Raw genomic sequence first — 19,671 nt, forward strand, 5'->3', positions numbered from 1 at the left:
CGATGGACAGGGGTAGAAAGCGATATGCAGCCTAACCATCGGCCTTGGAAACATTTACTTAAGCGTGTTTCAGGATTGTCCTACAAAAATAGTGACGACTCGCCAAATTCAATGCGCGCCAGCGGCCGAACAGCCAGCAGTTTTCGGCATACGCACACCGAAGTACGCCGCACTGACCACGCCCACCGTCCCCATCACCACGCTGAATATCACGCAGACCCACGGGCTCCACGGCATCAGACCGATCAACAACAGCGGTGTGATGCTCGCCCATGCGGCATAGGCAATGTTGTAGGTGAACGAGATGCCAGAAACGCGAATCCGTGCCGGGAACAGGCTGACCATCACCGATGGCACCGCGCCGACCACCCCGCAGGCCAGCCCTGCCACGGCGTAGGCCAGGCCGATCCAGTCGCCGCCTGTGATCAGGCAGCTGTAAAGCACGCCGATGCCCAGCGGCAGCAGCAGGCTATAGAGCATCACCGTGCGCCAGGCGCCGATGCGGTCGACCAGCAGCCCGGCGAGCACGCAGCCGATGTTCAGGAACACGATGCCCAGCGCGCTCAAGGCGAAGGTATGGCTGGCGGTCATGCCAAAGGTTTTCTGCATCATGGTCGGGGTGATGACCACGAACACCACCACGGCCGACGTCAGCACGCAGGTGAGAATCATCGCCGGCAAAATGGCCAGGCGATGCTCGCGCAAGACCGTGCGCAGCGGCAGCTCACCGGCTGCCTCGCGCTGCGCCTGCATGGCCATGAACACCGGGGTTTCGCTGAGCCAGCGACGCAGCCACACGCCAATCACCCCGAACACGCCGCCGAGCAGGAAGGGGTAACGCCAGGCGTAATCGAGGATTTCCTGCGGGGTGAAGGCCTGCGCCAGGAAAGTTGCGGTCAAGGCACCGATCAGATAGCCGAAGGTCAGCCCCGCTTGCAGGAAGCCCAAGGCATAGCCGCGATGGGCGACCGGCGCATGCTCGGCGACGAAAACCCAGGCACTCGGCACTTCGCCGCCCACCGCCGCCCCCTGGAGGATGCGCAGGGCCAGCAGCAGCAAAGGTGCGAAATAGCCGATTTGCGCGTAGGTCGGCATGATCCCGATCAGCAGACAGGGCAACGCCATCATCAGGATGCTCAGGCTGAAGACTTTCTTGCGCCCCAGACGGTCGGCGAAGTGCGCCATCAGGATGCCGCCCAACGGCCGCGCCAGGTAACCGGTGGCGAAGATCCCGAAGCTTTGCAGCAGGCGCAGCCACTCGGGCATTTCCGGTGGGAAGAACAACTGGCTGAGGGTCAGGGCGAAAAACACGAAAATGATGAAGTCGTAGATTTCCAGCGCCCCGCCGAGTGCAGCGAGCCCGAGGGTCTTGTAGTCCGAGCGGCTGAAGGGTGCCGCGCGCGAATCGGTGTTGGCAGTCATGTAAAGAACTCTGGCACAGGCAAAAACCAAGGCGCCCATGGTCTACGCAAACGCAGCGGCGGACAACCCGTTAGACCAAAGTCCCATAGCCACAAAACAGCCCCGCAAAAATCCTCGGCTTGAATTAATGTTGGCGTCTGTCCAGACGGGCGGTTACTGCCCCGAAGACCACAACAAACATAAAAATCCGAGGTACCCCCCGTGGCCGCTGATATCGAAGATAGCCGCTCCGCCCGCTTTGCCCTGCGCTGCTCCAGTTTTGCCGAACGCTGGTTTCCCGATTCCTGGGTGTTTGCTGCCCTGGCGGTGATTATCGTGGCCTTGGCTACCATGGCCATGGGCGCCAAACCCACCGACGCCGCCATGGCCTTTGGTGACGGGTTCTGGAGCCTGATCCCCTTCACCATGCAGATGGCCTTCGTGGTCATCGGTGGATATGTGGTCGCCAGTTCGCCGCCAGCGGTGAAACTGATCGATCGCCTGGCGAAAATCCCGAAAAACGGCCGCTCTGCCGTGGCCTGGGTCGCCCTGATTTCCATGGTCGCATCGTTGCTGAACTGGGGCTTGTCCCTGGTGTTCGGCGGACTGCTGGTGCGCGCCCTCGCCCGTCGCACCGATCTGAAAATGGATTACCGTGCCGCCGGCGCCGCCGCGTACCTGGGTCTCGGCGCCGTATGGGCCCTGGGCCTGTCGTCATCGGCCGCTCAACTGCAAGCCAACCCGGCGAGCCTGCCGCCATCGATTCTGTCGATCACCGGGGTGATCCCGTTCACCCAGACGATCTTTCTCTGGCAGTCGGGCGTGATGTTGCTGGCCTTGATCGTGATCTCGCTGATCATCGCCTACGCCACCGCCCCCGGCCCGAATTCGGCGCGTGACGCCAAGGCCTGTGGTGTCGATCCGAGTTTCAACCTGCCGCCGCTGCAACCACGCACCCGCCCCGGCGAATGGCTGGAACACAGCCCGCTGCTGACGATTCTGCTGGTATTGCTGGCAGCCGGGTGGCTGTTCCACGAGTTCTCGACCAAACCGGCGATCAGTGCGATTTCCGGGCTGAACACCTACAACTTCCTGTTCATCATGCTCGGCGCCCTGTTGCACTGGCGTCCGCGCAGCTTTCTGGATGCCGTTTCCCGTGCGGTGCCGACCACCACCGGCGTGTTGATCCAGTTCCCGCTGTACGGCTCGATCGCCGCCCTGATGACCACGGTCAAGGGCGCCGATGCGCAGACCCTGGCGCACCACATCTCGACCTTTTTCGTCAGCATTGCCTCCCACGACACCTATGCCCTGCTGATGGGCGTGTACTCGGCGATCCTCGGCTTCTTCATTCCGTCCGGTGGCGGCAAGTGGATCATCGAGGCCCCGTACGTGATGCAGGTGGCCAACGACCTGAACTATCACCTGGGCTGGGCCGTGCAGATCTATAACGCCGCCGAAGCGCTGCCGAACCTGATCAACCCCTTCTACATGCTACCGTTACTGGGTGTGCTGGGGCTGAAGGCGCGGGACCTGATCGGTTTCTCGTTCGTGCAGTTGCTGGTGCACACGCCACTGGTGCTAGTGTTGTTGTGGGCACTGGGGACGACGCTGGCGTATTTGCCGCCGGTCATGCCGTAACCATGAAAAAGGGCCGGTAGTGATGTCGGCCCTTTTTGTTCTGCCCGTCGGTTCTGCTGGTCTAATACGCTGAAAAGGATCCGAGCATGGTCAAACTCGCGGCACTCACCCTCGCAGCCCTCACCCTGAGCACCATCGCCCACGCCGATGTCAATTTGAAGCTGGGCACTACCGAACGCGTTACCCGTCTCTTCGCCTACCCCAACAATTGCAGCGTGATCTGCTTTCGCAACTGGACGCTCGAGCAAACCGTCGAGCATTACCTGACCCAGAGCGTGCAGCGCGATGGCTACGGGGATGCGAAGGTTCTGGTCAAAACCGACAATGGTCAGCTCCACGCGCAAATCATCGGCGTGCCCGACAGCTACGAAAAGCCTTTGGCAGCGCTGCTAGACGCCGGCGACCTGGCCTATGACGGCGCCAGCAAACTAAATGCCGACGGCAAGTGGGCGTACAGCTGGAACCTGTTCCTGCCATTGGGCATGGCCCTGGAGAACCGCAAAAGTGTCGAGCTGCTGCACTTCCCGCCCGACTATTCGTTGACCCAGGCCCAGGATTACCTGAAGTCCGCCACCACCGATCGTTGGGCCACGCTGCTCACCGCCAATGGCATCCCGGCCGAGCAGACACCGGCCTTCCAGACCATCATCGACATCGCCCCTATCGCCGCCCCGTCCAACGCCGGCAAGGACCTGGAGGGCGTCTACAGCTACTTCAACGATTACCAGACCACCATGGTCAAAAACGTCAGCCTGCACGCCAACGGTGAGACCTTGCCGATGGTGGCCTTCGGCACTCCGGTACGTAACTGGCTCAAGCAACAATACGGGGCGAGCGTGAACGTGCTGGGCCTGGCGACGATCAGCCCGAGTGACGGGGTGAAAGTGCGGGTGCTGGGTTCCAACCACCCGAGCTATATCTGGTACGCCGCCGACCCGGCGAGCTATTCCGGCACTGATGCCAAGGCCAAGGCCGATGCGGCGGGGCTGAAAGTCATGGGTCAGGATCTGAGTGCCGCGTGCTGGCAGGCCGTCATGGGCCGCCAACCGGACAGCAATGCCGATGTCGAGCTGAAAACCTGCACGCAAACCTGGCAAGTGGCCGACAAGGAAAAAACCTGCGCGCTGTTCTACATCTCGATTCGCAACCTGACGCCGGGACAGGCGGCGGGCAAATGCTCGACGGCGGCGATCCAGTTGCAGCTCAAACAGCTCAAGGCGCCTGCGCCCGCCACTGCCCTGCCGGCTCCACCGCTGTAAACCGGCCATTGGCAGTCCATCTGTCAGTTATGACAGTAGACCGCCCACGATATCTGCGAGAGGCTTGGGCCGTAACCCATGTGCTGCAGCACTGACAGGATCGTCAGCCGATGGAAGTCGCAGCCCCCAGCCGACAGGGACCGTTATGAAAGCCGATGCACTGCGCAAGTCTCTCGCACCAGCGCCGCAGGGTATTTACCCTTTTGTGGAGCTCCCCCTTCACCTCGGATATCCATCCCTGGACGATTTCGAGATTCTCTCGAACGACCAAGGCGCACCCATGGCTGCGGCGGCGCTGCGCGAGTTTCCCCGCATAAGCCGGATCTGCCGGGTATCGGGGCGGTTGCTGCCCGGTCGCGGCCGACATACCCGGCAACTGGCCCGGGATGTTCATGTCCATGACCCACACTTCTGCGGGCTGCTGCGCCACTCGTGCGACCCGAACGTGTTTCTCGACTTGAGTGAGCTGTGGTTATGGGCGCTGAAAGACATTCACAAGGGTGACTGGCTATCGATGGATTACGCCGCCACGGAAGACCAACTGCAGCGCCAGTTCGCCTGCCGCTGCGGCTCGTACAACTGCCGGGGCTGGATCACCGGTTACGATGAAGCGCCGAACGCCGACGGCCAGCTGTTTTTGCAACAGTGGCGTCGGCAAAGTCGGTACTGAAGGGATTTACAGGGGTTCGAACGGACGCAGGCGGTACTGCGGCGGCAGTTGCTCGAAACCACTGATGGTGGCGTTCAGGCTCTTCCAGCGGCCGTCCTTGATACCGTAGATGCAGCCATGGATCGACAGGCTCTGCCCGCGGTGCCAGGCGTTTTGCACAATGCTGGTATGCCCGACGTTAGCCACCTGCTGGATCACGTTGAGCTCGCAGAGACGGTCGACCCGCTCTTCTTCGGTCGGCAACTTGGCAAGCTCTTCGCGCTTTTCGTAGTACAGGTCGCGAATCGAGCGCAGCCAGCCGTCGATCAGGCCGAACTGGCGATCCTGCATCGAGGCGCGCACGCCGCCGCAGCCATAGTGGCCGGTGACGAGGATATGTTTGACCTTGAGTACATCGACCGCGTACTGGATCACCGACAGGCAGTTGAGGTCGGTGTGCAACACGACGTTGGCCACATTACGGTGTACGAACAGATCACCCGGCAACATGCCGACGATCTCGTTGGCCGGCACCCGGGCATCGGAACAGCCGATCCACAGGAACTCCGGGGTCTGTTGGCGAGCCAGCTTGGCGAAGAAGTCAGGATCTTCCTCCTTGATCGCAGCGGCCCAACGCTCGTTGTTATCAATCAGATCTTGTAATTCGTTCATGCAATGAAGCCTCAAGAATGATGCGCAGCTTTGACTGACAACCGTCCGTCGGGGTCACGCGCGAAATGCAGATGCTTTCCTGATCCGGAACACGGGGCTCCATGCCGGTTGAATTCTCGGTAGCCACGTGGGTCAACCGTAGTAAGGCCTACAGTATGAGGAATTACCATGAATGATTCACGACGTCCGTACGATGCGGTGCAACCGGAACCCATCGATGACAACGAAGACCGCATGGGTTCGGTGCGCGAGCTGGATTTCGAAACCGAAGAACCCAGCGCCAGGATCGGTGACGAACTGCCGGACGGCGAGCGCGAGCAGTTGATGCCAGGCCAGCGCGTACGTAAAGCGGGCCTGACCGGCGCCTCGACCGGCGACCATCAACCTACCGACGACGACATGAGCCCGGAAACCCTGATCCGTGAAGATGGTGCCCGGGATGCCCGGGAAGCGGGTAATAACAGTCGCGCGGATTGGGACCTGAGCATCGTCGATGAGGACGATATTGGCGGCGGTAATGGCCTGGATGAAGCGGAACTGGCGCGGCGCGATCCGATGGACGGCAAGCGCTGATCTTCGGTGTCTGTCAGGCCCTCATCGCGAGCAAGCTCGCTCCCACAGGTTTTATCTACGACACAAATCTCTGTAGGAGCTAGCCTGCTAGCGAAGAGCTTCAAGCTCAATCCACCAAAGTGCAGGCCATGACCACCGCATCTTCGCGCCCACCCACCGCCGGGTAGTAATCCCGACGCCGGCCGATCTCGTTGAAACCATATCGCTCATACAGCTTGAACGCCGCGGTATTGCTGTCGCGCACTTCCAGGAAACACTCCCGGGCGTCGGCCTTGTAGGCAATCGACATCAAATGCTCGAGCAGGGTCAGCCCCAGGCCACGGCCCTGGTTTTCAGGCTTGACCGTAATGTTCAGCAGGTGCGCCTCGTCGAGGATGATCTGCACCACGCCGTGGCCCACCTGCTGCTGACCTTCGAACATCAGCCAGATCTGATACTTGCCCAGGCCGTCGAGGAAAATCCCGCGGGTCCAGGGATGGCTGTAGGCCGCGTATTCGATTTTCAGCACGGTTTCCAGGTCCGCCTCGGTCATCGGGCGAAACGATACAGCGTCACTCATTCGATTCTTTCCAGCGCGCCATCAGCCGACGCATGGCTTGCCAGACATCAGCCTTACGCTGTGGCTCATCCATTAATAATTCCAGGCCCGGCACCGCCCAGGCCGAGCCCAGTCCTTCGATCTGCAACTCACGATTGAACGCCTCGGCATCCGCTTCGCCGGCAAACCGCACGGCGGGCAGGCCGATCAGCCACAGGCAGGCGCATGGCGTTTCTTCCATGCGCACCGAGAGAAAACCTTGCACAAAGTCACGGGCCGCTTCCGGGCCCTGATCCATCGTGCCACGCACCAGAAGCGGCCAGCGTACCGGCTCACCGACGATCTGCGGGCTGTCGGACAGACCGGCGGCGCGCAACATGTCCTTGAGCAACAGGTAAGCAGGGTCACGGGTCTGGAAGGGTTCGCCTGTGGGTAACTCCACCAGCAGCAGGCAGCGCCCGGCCCGCAGCAGCTGCAGGGCGAAACGCGGTGGCGGCACGACAGGCGCCTTGACCACGACCGGCGCCTCTTCGGCCTCTTCCACCGGCTTGGCACCGGTGCGCGTGCTTGCCAACGATGGCCGCGGCACTTCGATCTTCACCCGCTCGGCCGGTTTGACCACCGGTGCCACGGATGCTTCAGCCACGACAGCCGGTACGACAGGCGCGACTACAACCGGCTCGGGGATCTCCAGCAGTTCGGGCCGCGACGGCGCGGCAAAGGGCAATTCGGTGCGCGGCAGCCAGTTGACCACCTGCATGGCGGCCAGATAAGCGCGACGACGGGACTCGATAAGCAAAGGTCGGCCACTTGTGGATAACTAAAAGTGCGCTGATTCTACCGCCGTTCGCTCAAGATCGCTTGCTGTTGATCGATAGCCTCGACCGATGCTCTTTATCGAAAGAATGCGACAGCCCGTCCCGGGATTGAATCGCATCGCGCCCGATGCAGTACAATCGCGGCTTTTAATCGCCAACCAGCCGGCCATTCCGATGATCGAACCCAAGCGCGTCTTGCGCGCCCTCGCTGAACACTGGGCACTTCTGGAGCCACTGTGCGAGCACTTCGACCAAGGCACACTGAGCCTCAACGAACTGCGCACGCAACTGGCCGCCCAGCAACTCGACAGTACGCCGCAGGACATCACCAGCCTGCTGGATGTGTGGATTCGCCTCGATATCCTGGTTCCCGTGGCCAAAAGCCCGAACCGTTTCGAGCTCAATGCGCAGATTCACGACTTCCTCGCCTATCTGCGCCGTGAACACCGTCTGGGCCTGTGCCTGGAGATCGAAGCCTACCTGCGCCACCTGGAGCGTCTGGCCGGTTATATCCAGGACGCGTTCGACATCCGCGACGGCAATGACCTCGCCCGCCAGCTGCGTCTGCTCGACATGCGCGTGCGTGACGTGCTGAAAAAACTCGATAACGACGAACAGGCACTGGTGGCCGTCGCCGAACGGGCGAAAACCAGCGACCGGCAGATTCCGTTGCGCCAGCGTTATGCTGAAGTGCTGGCGACCTGGGACGAATACGTCGAGCCGATGATTGATCTGGTGAACGCCGACGGCGCCTTCGAACAAGGCGTGCGCAAGGTCGAAACGGTCCTGCTGAAGATGCTCAGCGAGCAGCAGCGCCTCGGCCATCTGGTCGACGACGACATGCTGCTGCGCACCCACGCACGCATCCTCGAAATGCAGACCAGCGCCCAACTGACCCTGCGTCATGCCCGCGAACTGCTGCTGCCGCTGCGTGAAGAAGCGCGCCGGCACAACGCCGTGACCCGTGGCGCGGCGCTGGCCCTGTCGATGATCCGTCGCAAGGGCATCGACGCCGTGCCACAAGCGGCGATGCCGATGTTCACTCGCCCGCAAAGCACCTTCCTCGGCAGCGCCAGTCAGGTCGAAGCCTATGTTTATGCCCTGGCACGCTTCGAACCGAAACCGGCGCGCTTCCCCAAGGCGCACAAGACCCAAAAAGGCGAAGCGCCACGGGCGCCACGCACGGTTCGGGAAATGCTCGAACGCTGCGAAGACGCCCTGCCGATGCCGGACCTGATGACCTGGCTGCTGGAGCAGGAGCCGGACGGCGCCACCGACGAATTGCTGTACTGGTTCTCGCGCCTGTCGCGGGAAAAACGCTTCAAGCGCGAGCGTCTGGAACGCCGCGAATACCATACTCACGAGCACCAGGTCAGCCTGCGCTCCTTCGCCCTGCTCTCGGTCAGCGACGCCTCCGAGGATTCTGCGAGCACTCCCTATGCATCTTGATCTTTCCGAACTGTCTCAGCTGGCGCCGATCTTTCGCGAGCTGTTCAAGGGTTACCACGTCAGCCGCCGCGATCCGGAGCTGTACGCGCAACTGTCGAACTTCCAGGACCAGTACCGCACGCTGTTCAAGGCCCTGGGCTTTGAACTGGTCTGCGACACCCGCGGCTTCTACTACTTCGTGCCGGACCTCGCGGCCGCGGCGGTGAACAAGACCGCCCAGCGTCTGGCGCTGTTCACCTTCATCCTCGTCGAACACCTGGCCGACCAGGGCCGCGACCCGATCGCCGTGCTCGACGGCGGCAGTCTCGGGCGTGATGAGTTGCCGTCGCTGCTGGAGAAATACCGTGACCTGTTCATCCAGGCCGAAGTGCAGACCCAGGACGAGCTCGAAGAAAAGATCATGCGCCGCATGACCCAACTCGGTTTCGCCAGCGAAGAAAACGGCATCTACCGTTTCCTGCCGCCGATGCACCGCTTCCTCGACGTCTGCCTGTCGGTTCAGCAGGACCGCGACCTGGCCGCCAGCCTGCACAGCGTATTGCCGCTGCCAGTGCCGGTGCTGATCGACGAAGACAGCGACGAAAAACTGCTGCAGACCGACGACCCGCTCGACCTGGCGGAGTTTGCCGATGAAAGCGAAGAAGACGCCCTGGCCCGCGCCATTGCCGAAGAACAGGAGCTCGACGCATGAGCAAGGAACGTTACGGCATCCGCCGCTTTGCCCTTTTGAACACCGCCGGCTACAGCCTCGGCCTGTTCCCGCTGGAAGAACCGCTGTCGGTGTACGGCGCGAACAACCTCGGTAAATCCGCCTCGATCAACGCCTTGCAGTTCCCGATCCTGGCGCGCATGTCGGACATGAGCTTCGGCAAGTACAGCCTGGAGCAGTCCCGGCGCTTCTACTTCGCCTCGGACACCAGCTACATCCTGGTCGAGGTGAACCTGCCCCACGGCCCGCACGTGATTGGTGTAGTCGGTCGCGGCCCGGGGGGTGGTTTCGGTCACCAGTTCTTTGCCTACGCGGGCAAACTGGACCTGGCCCACTACCAGAAGAACGACACCTGCCTGCGCCAGAAAGAACTGTTCACCAACCTCGAACGCGAAGGCCTCAAAGCCTACGAGCTCAAGCCGGATGAACTGCGCCGTTTGCTGGTCGGTGGCCACACCTCGATCCCGCTGGACCTGACGCTGATCCCGCTGCGCTCCACCAGCGAGCAGAGCCTGAAGACCTTCCGCGCGTTGTTCATCAACCTGCTGCACATGCGCGAAATCACCGCGGCCAAGCTCAAGCAACTGTTCCTCGATGCCTTCGAACACAGCCTGCGTTCCGGCAGCGTCGATTACATTGCCGCGTGCGAAGAAGCCTTCCGCGATGTGCGCCGCATGGAGCAGGACTACAACTCGCTGGTCGCCGCCGGCCCGCTGGTCGAAGCCCTGGCCAACGGTGTGAAGCAACGCGACATCCTGCGCGGCAAGCTGCACCGGATCTCTCCCCTGCTCGACTCCTTGCTCGGCACTTGGTCGGACTACGCCAGTGCGCGCAAGGAAGAGCTGACCATTCAGTCCGAGCACTACCGCAACGAGCAGGACGCCCTGCAAAATGACCAGCGCGGCGGCACTCAGGAACTGATGCGCCTGGAGCGGGAAATCACTGGCATCCAGCGCTGGCTCGGCGAACTGGCGGTGCTCAAGCATCGCTTTGCCCTGGTCGATGACGTCAAGGTGCTGGAGCAGCAACTGCTGGCCGCCAAGGACGCTCACGACGAACTGGCCGGCGCGCTGGCGCAGTCCCGACAGTTCAGCGCCGAAGACCTCGAGGAGCGTCTGCGGGATCTGGAAAAACGCCTGAAGTCGGTCAAGCAGCAACTCGATCACGCCGACAACAACAGCTATGCCCGCCTGCGCGAAGAGTTTTCGCAGCAAGACGTCGAACGCCTGATGCGCCTGTTCAACAGCGCACTGTTCAGCCTGCCGCTGGGTGAACACGGCATCACCCTCGACGACGACGGCGAGTGGGTAAAATCCGTGGAGCTGATCCTCGACGGCTTCAAAGGCGAGCGTTTCGAAGTACCGGGCCTGTCCATCGACATCTCCCACATCGAGCCGCCGGCATTGCAGGCCCTGGCTGACCGCGCAGCCCTGCGCGACCAGAAGGAACGCCTGGACAAAGAACTCAAGCAACTGAAGACCCAGCAGGCCGTGGCCGCCGACCGCGCCGCGAGCAAGACCCAGACCGAAGCGCTGTACCAGCAAGTGCTGGACGCACAAAAAGCCCTGGAAGACTTCCGTCGCGCGCAAACCCTGAGCGCCGAGGAAGGCGACAAGCTCGAGCAACTGGCGCAGATGGAGGCTGCACAGGACGAATTGAAGCGTTCCAGCGACGCCTTTACCGAGCGCGTCCAGCAACTGTCGGCCAAGCTGCAACTGGTCGGCCGTCAGATCGGCGACATGGAAGCCAAGCAACGCACCCTCGACGACGCCCTGCGCCGCCGTCAGCTGTTGCCGGCGGACCTGCCGTTCGGCACACCGTTCATGGACCCGATCGACGATTCGATGGACAACCTGCTGCCGCTGCTCAATGACTATCAGGACAGCTGGCAGGGCCTGTTGCGCGCCGACGGCCAGATCGAAGCGCTGTACGCCCAGGTGCGCCTCAAGGGCGTGGCCAAGTTCGACAGCGAAGACGATATGGAGCGTCGCCTGCAACTGCTGATCAACGCTTATGCGCACCGCACCGACGAAGCCCTGACCTTGGGCAAGGCTCGCCGTGCCGCCGTGACGGACATCGCCCGGACCCTGCGCAACATCCGCAGCGACTACGACAGCCTCGAACACCAACTGGCACTGTTCAACCGCGAGATCAACAAACGCCAGGTGTCCAACCTGCAAAGCTTCCGCATCGTGCTCGCGCCGAACAAGGAAGCGCTCAAGCACATCGACCAGATCATCCACAGCGCCGGTCAGTACGAAGAAGGCGAAACCCTGTCGGTGTTCGACCTCAGCCAAAGCGCCGAGCAGGACAACAAGAACGAAGAAGCCAAGGAATACCTGGCGCGGCTGGTGGCGGCCAACCACAACCAGCTCGGCCTCAAGGACTTGTTCGAACTGGCGTTCGAGATCACCAAGGTCAACGGCCAACCGGTGATCCACACCGACATCGACGGCGCGGCGTCCAACGGCACCACCATGACCATCAAGGCGCTGACCAACATGTACTTGTTGCTGCACTTGATGGACCGTGACCAGGCCGGTCGCGTGCGTCTGCCGTACTACCTGGACGAGGCGGCGGACATCGACGAGAAGAACCAGGCCGCATTGCTGGAAACCAGCCTGCAACTGGGCTTCGTGCCGATCCTGGCGAGCGTGAAGCCGCAGGTCTGCGCCAGTGTCGCCATCGACCTGGAAGGCGGCAGCGGCCCTGCCGGCATCTACATCGACGAGGCGGACTGGAAGTACATCCGTCGTCACGATCAGGTGAAGGCGACAGTCAACGAACAAGCGGATGAACCGGAGCTGGATGCGGTCTGACGCTTGAATCGAAGGCAATGAAAAAGGCCGCGGTCCAATGGATCGCGGCCTTTTTCATAGGTGTGTCATTTAGCTTTGCAGTGAACTTCAGGGCCTCTTCAGGAACAACCCAGTCCCCTGTGGGAGCTGGCTTGCCAGCGATGGCGTCATCACTGACGCCACATAACCCTCAGACTATTTACCCAGCGAAATCTTCGGCGCCCAGGTCAGCCATTCGTCTTCGAACTTGTCGAACAGCGCGAACGTCTGCTCCGGTCGCGCCGGGCTGCCCATGCGCTCACCGTCCGGTGTGGCAAAGGCGACACCGCCCTGAATCATCGTCTCCAGGGACTCGGTACGCACCGTCGCACCTCTGAACAGGCCGACATCGAAGTCGAACCCACTGGTGTTCCAGAACCGCGTGCCGCTGCGTACCAGCGGGGCGTACTTCGGCTCGATCAGGATGTGGATCAGCACACGATCAGCGGTCTGGCCCAGTTCATATCCGGTCACCTTGCCCACGGTGATTTCGCGATACGTCACCGGCACACCGGCCTTCAGCGAGCCACGACGAGCAGCGCTCAACACCAGACTCAAACCGTCTTCACGCTTTACAGCTTCAGGTGGGCTGGCCAGGGCCACGAAGCTTTTCTGTGGTCCCTGACTTTTCGCAGCGGGCATTACTTCGATGTATTGCCCGGTCACCAGGGTTTCCAGGTTCGAGGTCTTGATCAGCCCCAGTTCAGGCTTGACCACCCAGAACTGACTGCCGATCCGGGCGATGCGCTCCGGCACTTCCGAAATCCGCGCGGTCAGCAGCACCGATTGCAGGTCCTCACTCAGGTCGACGTCCTCGATCTTGCCGACATCCAGGCCCTTGAAGCGAATCGGCGTGCCCGTACGCAAACCATCGGCGCGATCAACCTTGATGGTGATCAACTCGCCCTTTTGCGTGGCGTCGTCATGGTTGGCGAACAAGCGGAAACGCGGAATGCGCTTCTGTAGCGGCGCCTTGGCTTCCGGGGTTTCAAAGGCGATACCCCCGGCCATCAGGCTTTGCAGCGATTCACTCTTGACTTGGACCCCACCGGTCAATCCGCCCGTGAGCGTGATGCCGCTGGCATTCCAGAAGCGTGTCGAGGCGTTGACCAGATCCTCGTATTCCTTCTCGATGTGCACGCCGATGATCAGTTGCTTCTTGGTGCGCGAGAACTGATAGCTCTGTACCGAACCGACCTTGACCTGCTTATAGAGAACCGGGCTGCCGACCTCCAGCGAGCCAAGGTTTTCGGTGAACAACACCAGGTGCAGGCCCGGTGCCCGCAGATCCAGCGGTGGCGCCTTGGGACGCGCGACGAATTCACGTTGCGGTGCGGCCCCCTTGTCGCCGGGACGCACCGCGATGTAGTTACCTTTGACCAGCGCTTCCAGGCCAGTAATCCCCGCCAGGGAAATCGACGGTTTGACTACCCAGAATTGCGTACCGTCCACCAGGTAATCTTCAGCCAACGGGTCCATCGTCAACTCGGCGGTGGCCCCGGACAGATCGGGATCGACCTTCAGCGCCTTGAGATTGCCGACCTGAATGCCTTTGTACATCACCGGCGTACGACCGGCCTGCAAGCCTTCGAAGTCGCTGAGCTTGACCTTGACCCGGATGCCGGCCGCGGCTGCATCGAAGTCTTCGTAGAGCCTGAATGGCAGGCTCGGATCGGTAGGCGGGCTGTCCTTGCGGTTCTCAGGCGTAGCGAACGCAATACCACCGGCAACGATGCTGGCCAACGACTCGCTGCGCACTTTCACGCCTGACAGATTGGCGTCGATGCTGATGCCGCTGGCGTTCCAGAAACGTGTGTGTTTGCGCACCAGTTTGGCGTAGGTCGGCTCGATGAACACCTTGAGTTCAACGGTGCTCTGGTCTTCGGACAGCACGTAGCTCTTGATCTGGCCCACCTTGATCTGTTTGTAGAACACCGGGCTGCCACGGTTCAGCGAGCCCAGGCGATCAGCCTTGATGGTCAGGTGCAGACCCGGCTGGGCATCGGATAGCGGTGGCTCCTGAGCCAGGGCCTTGAACTTGCGAACCGGTTCCCCCTCACCAGGACTGATCGCAACGTAGTTGCCCGAAACCAGCGTCTCCAGGCCCGTGATACCAGCCAGCGTCACGCTCGGCTTGACCAGCCAGAAACGTGTGCTGGTGCGCAGGTATGGCTCTACGTCCTTGTTCATCTCGATGCTGGCAATCACCCCCTTGGAACTGCCCTCATCATCGAGTTTGAGGCTTTTGACCTTGCCGACCGGCATGCCCTTGTAGACGACTTCCGTCTTGTTGGCCTGAATGCCTTCGCCACTCTCAAAGCGCACCTGAATCTCGATGCCGGTCTCGTTGTAAGCACGCCAGCCGAGCCAGCCGCCAATGATCAAGGCAATCAGGGGCAACACCCAGATGGCAGACCAGTTCGAGGCCGGTCGGGTTTTCGCTACAGGCAAATCAGTCATGGTCGTCGTCCGACTCCGTGTTATCCCAAATCAGTCGGGGATCGAAAGTTACAGCGGCAAGCATCGTCAGTATCACCACCGTGGCGAACGCGATGGCGCCAAGATTGGCTTCAATGCTGGCAAGCCGTCCAAAATTCACGACCGCCACCAGGATGGCGATCACAAAGATATCGAGCATCGACCAACGGCCGATGAACTCGATGAAGCGGTACATCCAGATACGCTGGCGCGCCGAAAGTGGTTGGCGGCGCTGCACGGAAAACAGCAGCAACGCGATACCCACCAGTTTGAAGGTGGGCACCAGGATACTGGCGATAAACACCACGGCCGCAATGGGGAACATCCCGTAGTGCACCAACTCGATCACACCCGCCATGATCGTACTGGGCGCTCCCTTGCCCAGGGAGTTCACGGTCATGATCGGCAACAAATTGGCCGGTATGTAGAGAATGGCGGCGGTAATCAGCAATGCCCAGGTCCGCACCAGGCTATTCGGGGTGCGGGCATGCACCAGCGCTCCGCAGCGCGTACAGACTTGCTCATCGGTATCGGCTTCCTGCCTGTTCAATTCATGGCACTCCTTGCAAATCAGAATGCCTGCATCAATCGCCCGCATGGGCATCCTCTCCTGATAACGCTTGCCAGATCTGGTGAGGCGACATGACGACCTCCAGCCAGACTTGAATAAGCAACAAACCAATGAAGCACGCCAGGCCGAGGCCTACGGTGATTGCTGCCATATCTGCCAGCTTGACGATCGCCACGAGTACGCCCATGAAGTAAACCTCGAGCATCCCCCATTCTCGTATGTGGTGATAAATGCGATAGAGCAACAAGCCGTAGCTGCGCCCGACATTAAATCGGATGCTCAACAATACGGCTAATTGGCACAGCAGCTTGAGCAGCGGAATTCCCATGCTGCACAGGAACACGACCACTGAAACGCTTTGCATGCCGCTGTCAAAAAGGGCGACAACACCACTCCAGACAGTATCGTGCGAAGACTGCCCGAGCAGATTGAGTTGCATGATGGGTAAAAAGTTCGCCGGGATAAACAACAACAGGGCAGCGATGACCAACGCGAGGCTGCGTTGTACGACGTTGTAGCGATGGGCATAAAGCTCGTAGCCACAGCGCGGGCACAAGGCTTTTTCGCCATGGGCGAGTTCGGGTTTGCGCATGAGCAAGTCGCACTCATGGCAGGCAACCAGATTGTCCAGTGGTAATTCTGACAGCTCTTTGGCGTCAACCGAATCCGGCATAAGCGCTCTGACTCTAAAAAAGTTGGACCTATTCTAGTGCCATGGGCTGAAAATAACTGTGCGAAATGTGCAACAACCAGCCCTCTTTTCTTCACGCACAAAAACAAAACCCCAACTGCTTTCGCAATTGGGGTTTCGGAATTTAATCTTGACGATGACCTACTCTCACATGGGGAAACCCCACACTACCATCGGCGATGCATCGTTTCACTGCTGAGTTCGGGATGGGATCAGGTGGTTCCAACGCTCTATGGTCGTCAAGAAATTCGGGTACTGAGTCGTGACCAGATGGCCTCGCTTCAGCAAATTGGGTATGTGACAGCTTTCGGTGTTTTTGTGAGATACGAACTTTCGGTTCTTTCGTCTTCACACACCGCAATCTGGCCTTTCGACGCAAATTGCTTGGGTGTTATATGGTCAAGCCTCACGGGCAATTAGTATTGGTTAGCTCAACGCCTCACAGCGCTTACACACCCAACCTATCAACGTCGTAGTCTTCGACGGCCCTTCAGGGGACTCAAGGTCCCAGTGAGATCTCATCTTGAGGCTAGTTTCCCGCTTAGATGCTTTCAGCGGTTATCTATTCCGAACATAGCTACCCGGCAATGCCACTGGCGTGACAACCGGAACACCAGAGGTTCGTCCACTCCGGTCCTCTCGTACTAGGAGCAGCCCCTCTCAAATCTCAAACGTCCACGGCAGATAGGGACCGAACTGTCTCACGACGTTCTAAACCCAGCTCGCGTACCACTTTAAATGGCGAACAGCCATACCCTTGGGACCGGCTTCAGCCCCAGGATGTGATGAGCCGACATCGAGGTGCCAAACACCGCCGTCGATATGAACTCTTGGGCGGTATCAGCCTGTTATCCCCGGAGTACCTTTTATCCGTTGAGCGATGGCCCTTCCATACAGAACCACCGGATCACTAAGACCTACTTTCGTACCTGCTCGACGTGTCTGTCTCGCAGTCAAGCGCGCTTTTGCCTTTATACTCTACGACCGATTTCCGACCGGTCTGAGCGCACCTTCGTACTCCTCCGTTACTCTTTAGGAGGAGACCGCCCCAGTCAAACTACCCACCATACACTGTCCTCGATCCGGATAACGGACCTGAGTTAGAACCTCAAAGTTGCCAGGGTGGTATTTCAAGGTTGGCTCCACGCGAACTGGCGTCCACGCTTCAAAGCCTCCCACCTATCCTACACAAGCAAATTCAAAGTCCAGTGCAAAGCTATAGTAAAGGTTCACGGGGTCTTTCCGTCTAGCCGCGGATACACTGCATCTTCACAGCGATTTCAATTTCACTGAGTCTCGGGTGGAGACAGCGCCGCCATCGTTACGCCATTCGTGCAGGTCGGAACTTACCCGACAAGGAATTTCGCTACCTTAGGACCGTTATAGTTACGGCCGCCGTTTACCGGGGCTTCGATCAAGAGCTTCGCGTTAGCTAACCCCATCAATTAACCTTCCGGCACCGGGCAGGCGTCACACCCTATACGTCCACTTTCGTGTTTGCAGAGTGCTGTGTTTTTAATAAACAGTCGCAGCGGCCTGGTATCTTCGACCGGCGTGGGCTTACGGAGCAAGTCCTTCACCCTCACCGGCGCACCTTCTCCCGAAGTTACGGTGCCATTTTGCCTAGTTCCTTCACCCGAGTTCTCTCAAGCGCCTTGGTATTCTCTACCCAACCACCTGTGTCGGTTTGGGGTACGGTTCCTGGTTACCTGAAGCTTAGAAGCTTTTCTTGGAAGCATGGCATCAACCACTTCGTGTTCTAAAAGAACACTCGTCATCAGCTCTCGGCCTTAGAATCCCGGATTTACCTAAGATTCCAGCCTACCACCTTAAACTTGGACAACCAACGCCAAGCTGGCCTAGCCTTCTCCGTCCCTCCATCGCAATAACCAGAAGTACAGGAATATTAACCTGTTTTCCATCGACTACGCTTTTCAGCCTCGCCTTAGGGACCGACTAACCCTGCGTCGATTAACGTTGCGCAGGAAACCTTGGTCTTTCGGCGTGGGTGTTTTTCACACCCATTGTCGTTACTCATGTCAGCATTCGCACTTCTGATACCTCCAGCAAGCTTCTCAACTCACCTTCACAGGCTTACAGAACGCTCCTCTACCGCATCACCCGAAGGTGATACCCGTAGCTTCGGTGTATGGTTTGAGCCCCGTTACATCTTCCGCGCAGGCCGACTCGACTAGTGAGCTATTACGCTTTCTTTAAAGGGTGGCTGCTTCTAAGCCAACCTCCTAGCTGTCTAAGCCTTCCCACATCGTTTCCCACTTAACCATAACTTTGGGACCTTAGCTGACGGTCTGGGTTGTTTCCCTTTTCACGACGGACGTTAGCACCCGCCGTGTGTCTCCCATGCTCGGCACTTGTAGGTATTCGGAGTTTGCATCGGTTTGGTAAGTCGGGATGACCCCCTAGCCGAAACAGTGCTCTACCCCCTACAGTGATACATGAGGCGCTACCTAAATAGCTTTCGAGGAGAACCAGCTATCTCCGAGCTTGATTAGCCTTTCACTCCGATCCACAGGTCATCCGCTAACTTTTCAACGGTAGTCGGTTCGGTCCTCCAGTTAGTGTTACCCAACCTTCAACCTGCCCATGGATAGATCGCCCGGTTTCGGGTCTATTCCCAGCGACTAGACGCCCTATTAAGACTCGCTTTCGCTACGCCTCCCCTATTCGGTTAAGCTCGCCACTGAAAATAAGTCGCTGACCCATTATACAAAAGGTACGCAGTCACCCAACAAAGTGGGCTCCCACTGCTTGTACGCATACGGTTTCAGGATCTATTTCACTCCCCTCTCCGGGGTTCTTTTCGCCTTTCCCTCACGGTACTAGTTCACTATCGGTCAGTCAGTAGTATTTAGCCTTGGAGGATGGTCCCCCCATATTCAGACAAAGTTTCTCGTGCTCCGTCCTACTCGATTTCATGACTAAGAGATTTTCGCGTACAGGGCTATCACCCACTATGGCCGCACTTTCCAGAGCGTTCCGCTAATCTCAAAGCCACTTAAGGGCTAGTCCCCGTTCGCTCGCCACTACTAAGGGAATCTCGGTTGATTTCTTTTCCTCAGGGTACTTAGATGTTTCAGTTCCCCTGGTTCGCCTCTTGCACCTATGTATTCAGTACAAGATAACCATCTTATGATGGCTGGGTTCCCCCATTCAGACATCTCCGGATCAAAGTCTGTTTGCCGACTCCCCGAAGCTTTTCGCAGGCTACCACGTCTTTCATCGCCTCTGACTGCCAAGGCATCCACCGTATGCGCTTCTTCACTTGACCATATAACCCCAAGCAATCTGGTTATACTATGAAGACGACATTCGCCGAAAATTCGCAAAACTCTTAAGAGTCACTCACAAATTTTACCTTAGCCTG

General features: G+C 59.4%; 14 protein-coding genes and 2 rRNA genes. 7 read left to right on the forward strand and 9 right to left on the reverse strand.

The genetic code is table 11. The annotated features are described in order from the left end of the window. Nucleotides 1-108: 108 nt before the first annotated feature. Nucleotides 109-1,422, reverse strand: a complete 1,314-nt coding sequence (locus AB4O16_RS11885; protein WP_160390441.1) for an MFS transporter — start codon at nt 1,420-1,422, stop codon at nt 109-111. 201 nt (nt 1,423-1,623) lie between these two features. On the opposite strand from AB4O16_RS11885, the gene AB4O16_RS11890 reads away from it, so the two are divergent. From AB4O16_RS11890 to AB4O16_RS11900, 3 genes are all read left to right on the forward strand, one after another. Next, the gene (locus tag AB4O16_RS11890) at nt 1,624-3,042 is read left to right on the forward strand and encodes a short-chain fatty acid transporter (protein ID WP_160390442.1); all 1,419 of its coding nucleotides are present in this window, start codon (nt 1,624-1,626) and stop codon (nt 3,040-3,042) included. Nucleotides 3,043-3,128: 86 nt separating this feature from the next. Continuing rightward, nucleotides 3,129-4,301, forward strand: a complete 1,173-nt coding sequence (locus tag AB4O16_RS11895) for a hypothetical protein (protein WP_460157785.1) — start codon at nt 3,129-3,131, stop codon at nt 4,299-4,301. Between the two features lie 145 nt (nt 4,302-4,446). Further along, complete coding sequence (locus AB4O16_RS11900; RefSeq protein WP_460157786.1) at nt 4,447-4,971, forward strand: SET domain-containing protein; 525 nt, start codon at nt 4,447-4,449, stop codon at nt 4,969-4,971. 6 nt (nt 4,972-4,977) lie between these two features. On the opposite strand, the gene can is transcribed toward AB4O16_RS11900, so the two are convergent. Continuing rightward, a complete protein-coding gene (gene can / locus AB4O16_RS11905) occupies nt 4,978-5,622 on the reverse strand; it encodes a carbonate dehydratase (protein WP_103396157.1) in 645 nt (214 codons plus the stop codon). A 168-nt stretch (nt 5,623-5,790) separates the two neighbouring features. On the opposite strand from can, the gene AB4O16_RS11910 reads away from it, so the two are divergent. Next, the gene (locus AB4O16_RS11910) at nt 5,791-6,195 is read left to right on the forward strand and encodes a serine kinase/phosphatase (protein ID WP_160390445.1); all 405 of its coding nucleotides are present in this window, start codon (nt 5,791-5,793) and stop codon (nt 6,193-6,195) included. Between the two features lie 106 nt (nt 6,196-6,301). Here the strand turns inward: AB4O16_RS11910 and rimI are convergent, their stop codons facing one another. Together rimI and AB4O16_RS11920 are read right to left on the reverse strand one after the other, a co-directional pair. Then, nucleotides 6,302-6,754: a ribosomal protein S18-alanine N-acetyltransferase gene (gene rimI / locus AB4O16_RS11915; RefSeq protein ID WP_007978046.1), complete on the reverse strand. Its 453-nt coding sequence runs from the start codon at nt 6,752-6,754 to the stop codon at nt 6,302-6,304. Beyond that, nucleotides 6,747-7,493, reverse strand: a complete 747-nt coding sequence (locus tag AB4O16_RS11920; RefSeq protein WP_460158055.1) for an energy transducer TonB — start codon at nt 7,491-7,493, stop codon at nt 6,747-6,749. Before AB4O16_RS11920 ends, rimI begins: the two co-directional genes overlap by 8 nt. Nucleotides 7,494-7,725: 232 nt before the next feature. Here AB4O16_RS11920 and mksB point away from each other — a divergent pair, with 232 nt between their 5' ends. From mksB to mksF, 3 genes are read left to right on the forward strand one after another with little or no spacing between them, the layout of a single operon-like run. Then, complete coding sequence (gene mksB, locus AB4O16_RS11925; RefSeq protein ID WP_460157787.1) at nt 7,726-9,000, forward strand: Mks condensin complex protein MksB; 1,275 nt, start codon at nt 7,726-7,728, stop codon at nt 8,998-9,000. Beyond that, nucleotides 8,990-9,691, forward strand: coding sequence for an Mks condensin complex protein MksE (gene mksE, locus AB4O16_RS11930; RefSeq protein ID WP_007981789.1), 702 nt, complete (start codon nt 8,990-8,992; stop codon nt 9,689-9,691). Before mksB ends, mksE begins: the two co-directional genes overlap by 11 nt. Then, nucleotides 9,688-12,528 carry an Mks condensin complex protein MksF gene (gene mksF / locus AB4O16_RS11935; RefSeq protein ID WP_460157788.1) on the forward strand — a complete coding sequence of 947 codons (2,841 nt, stop codon included), beginning with the start codon at nt 9,688-9,690 and terminating at the stop codon, nt 12,526-12,528. Before mksE ends, mksF begins: the two co-directional genes overlap by 4 nt. A gap of 174 nt (nt 12,529-12,702) precedes the next feature. Here mksF and AB4O16_RS11940 read toward each other — a convergent pair whose 3' ends face one another. From AB4O16_RS11940 to AB4O16_RS11960, 5 genes are all read right to left on the reverse strand, one after another. Next, the gene (locus AB4O16_RS11940; RefSeq protein ID WP_460157789.1) at nt 12,703-15,006 is read right to left on the reverse strand and encodes a PqiB family protein; all 2,304 of its coding nucleotides are present in this window, start codon (nt 15,004-15,006) and stop codon (nt 12,703-12,705) included. Beyond that, complete coding sequence (locus tag AB4O16_RS11945) at nt 14,999-15,622, reverse strand: paraquat-inducible protein A (protein WP_160390449.1); 624 nt, start codon at nt 15,620-15,622, stop codon at nt 14,999-15,001. The genes AB4O16_RS11940 and AB4O16_RS11945 overlap by 8 nt, the downstream gene beginning before the upstream one ends. After that, complete coding sequence (locus tag AB4O16_RS11950) at nt 15,609-16,268, reverse strand: paraquat-inducible protein A (protein WP_150715582.1); 660 nt, start codon at nt 16,266-16,268, stop codon at nt 15,609-15,611. The genes AB4O16_RS11945 and AB4O16_RS11950 overlap by 14 nt, the downstream gene beginning before the upstream one ends. A gap of 146 nt (nt 16,269-16,414) precedes the next feature. After that, nucleotides 16,415-16,530: ribosomal RNA gene (rrf, locus tag AB4O16_RS11955) — 5S ribosomal RNA — on the reverse strand. A gap of 151 nt (nt 16,531-16,681) precedes the next feature. Further along, a 23S ribosomal RNA gene (locus tag AB4O16_RS11960) occupies nt 16,682-19,575 on the reverse strand. Nucleotides 19,576-19,671 lie beyond the last annotated feature (96 nt).

The sequence above is a fragment of the Pseudomonas sp. S2_H10 genome (genome assembly GCF_054668285.1).

Coding starts and splice junctions, on each gene's coding strand:
- AB4O16_RS11885 (WP_160390441.1), bottom strand. CDS start 1,422: ATGACTGCCAACACCGATTCGCGCGCGGCACCCTTCAGCCGCTCGGAC.
- AB4O16_RS11895 (WP_460157785.1), top strand. CDS start 3,129: ATGGTCAAACTCGCGGCACTCACCCTCGCAGCCCTCACCCTGAGCACC.
- AB4O16_RS11900 (WP_460157786.1), top strand. CDS start 4,447: ATGAAAGCCGATGCACTGCGCAAGTCTCTCGCACCAGCGCCGCAGGGT.
- can (WP_103396157.1), bottom strand. CDS start 5,622: ATGAACGAATTACAAGATCTGATTGATAACAACGAGCGTTGGGCCGCT.
- AB4O16_RS11910 (WP_160390445.1), top strand. CDS start 5,791: ATGAATGATTCACGACGTCCGTACGATGCGGTGCAACCGGAACCCATC.
- rimI (WP_007978046.1), bottom strand. CDS start 6,754: ATGAGTGACGCTGTATCGTTTCGCCCGATGACCGAGGCGGACCTGGAA.
- AB4O16_RS11920 (WP_460158055.1), bottom strand. CDS start 7,493: ATGCAGGTGGTCAACTGGCTGCCGCGCACCGAATTGCCCTTTGCCGCG.
- mksB (WP_460157787.1), top strand. CDS start 7,726: ATGATCGAACCCAAGCGCGTCTTGCGCGCCCTCGCTGAACACTGGGCA.
- mksE (WP_007981789.1), top strand. CDS start 8,990: ATGCATCTTGATCTTTCCGAACTGTCTCAGCTGGCGCCGATCTTTCGC.
- mksF (WP_460157788.1), top strand. CDS start 9,688: ATGAGCAAGGAACGTTACGGCATCCGCCGCTTTGCCCTTTTGAACACC.
- AB4O16_RS11940 (WP_460157789.1), bottom strand. CDS start 15,006: ATGACTGATTTGCCTGTAGCGAAAACCCGACCGGCCTCGAACTGGTCT.
- AB4O16_RS11945 (WP_160390449.1), bottom strand. CDS start 15,622: ATGCGGGCGATTGATGCAGGCATTCTGATTTGCAAGGAGTGCCATGAA.
- AB4O16_RS11950 (WP_150715582.1), bottom strand. CDS start 16,268: ATGCCGGATTCGGTTGACGCCAAAGAGCTGTCAGAATTACCACTGGAC.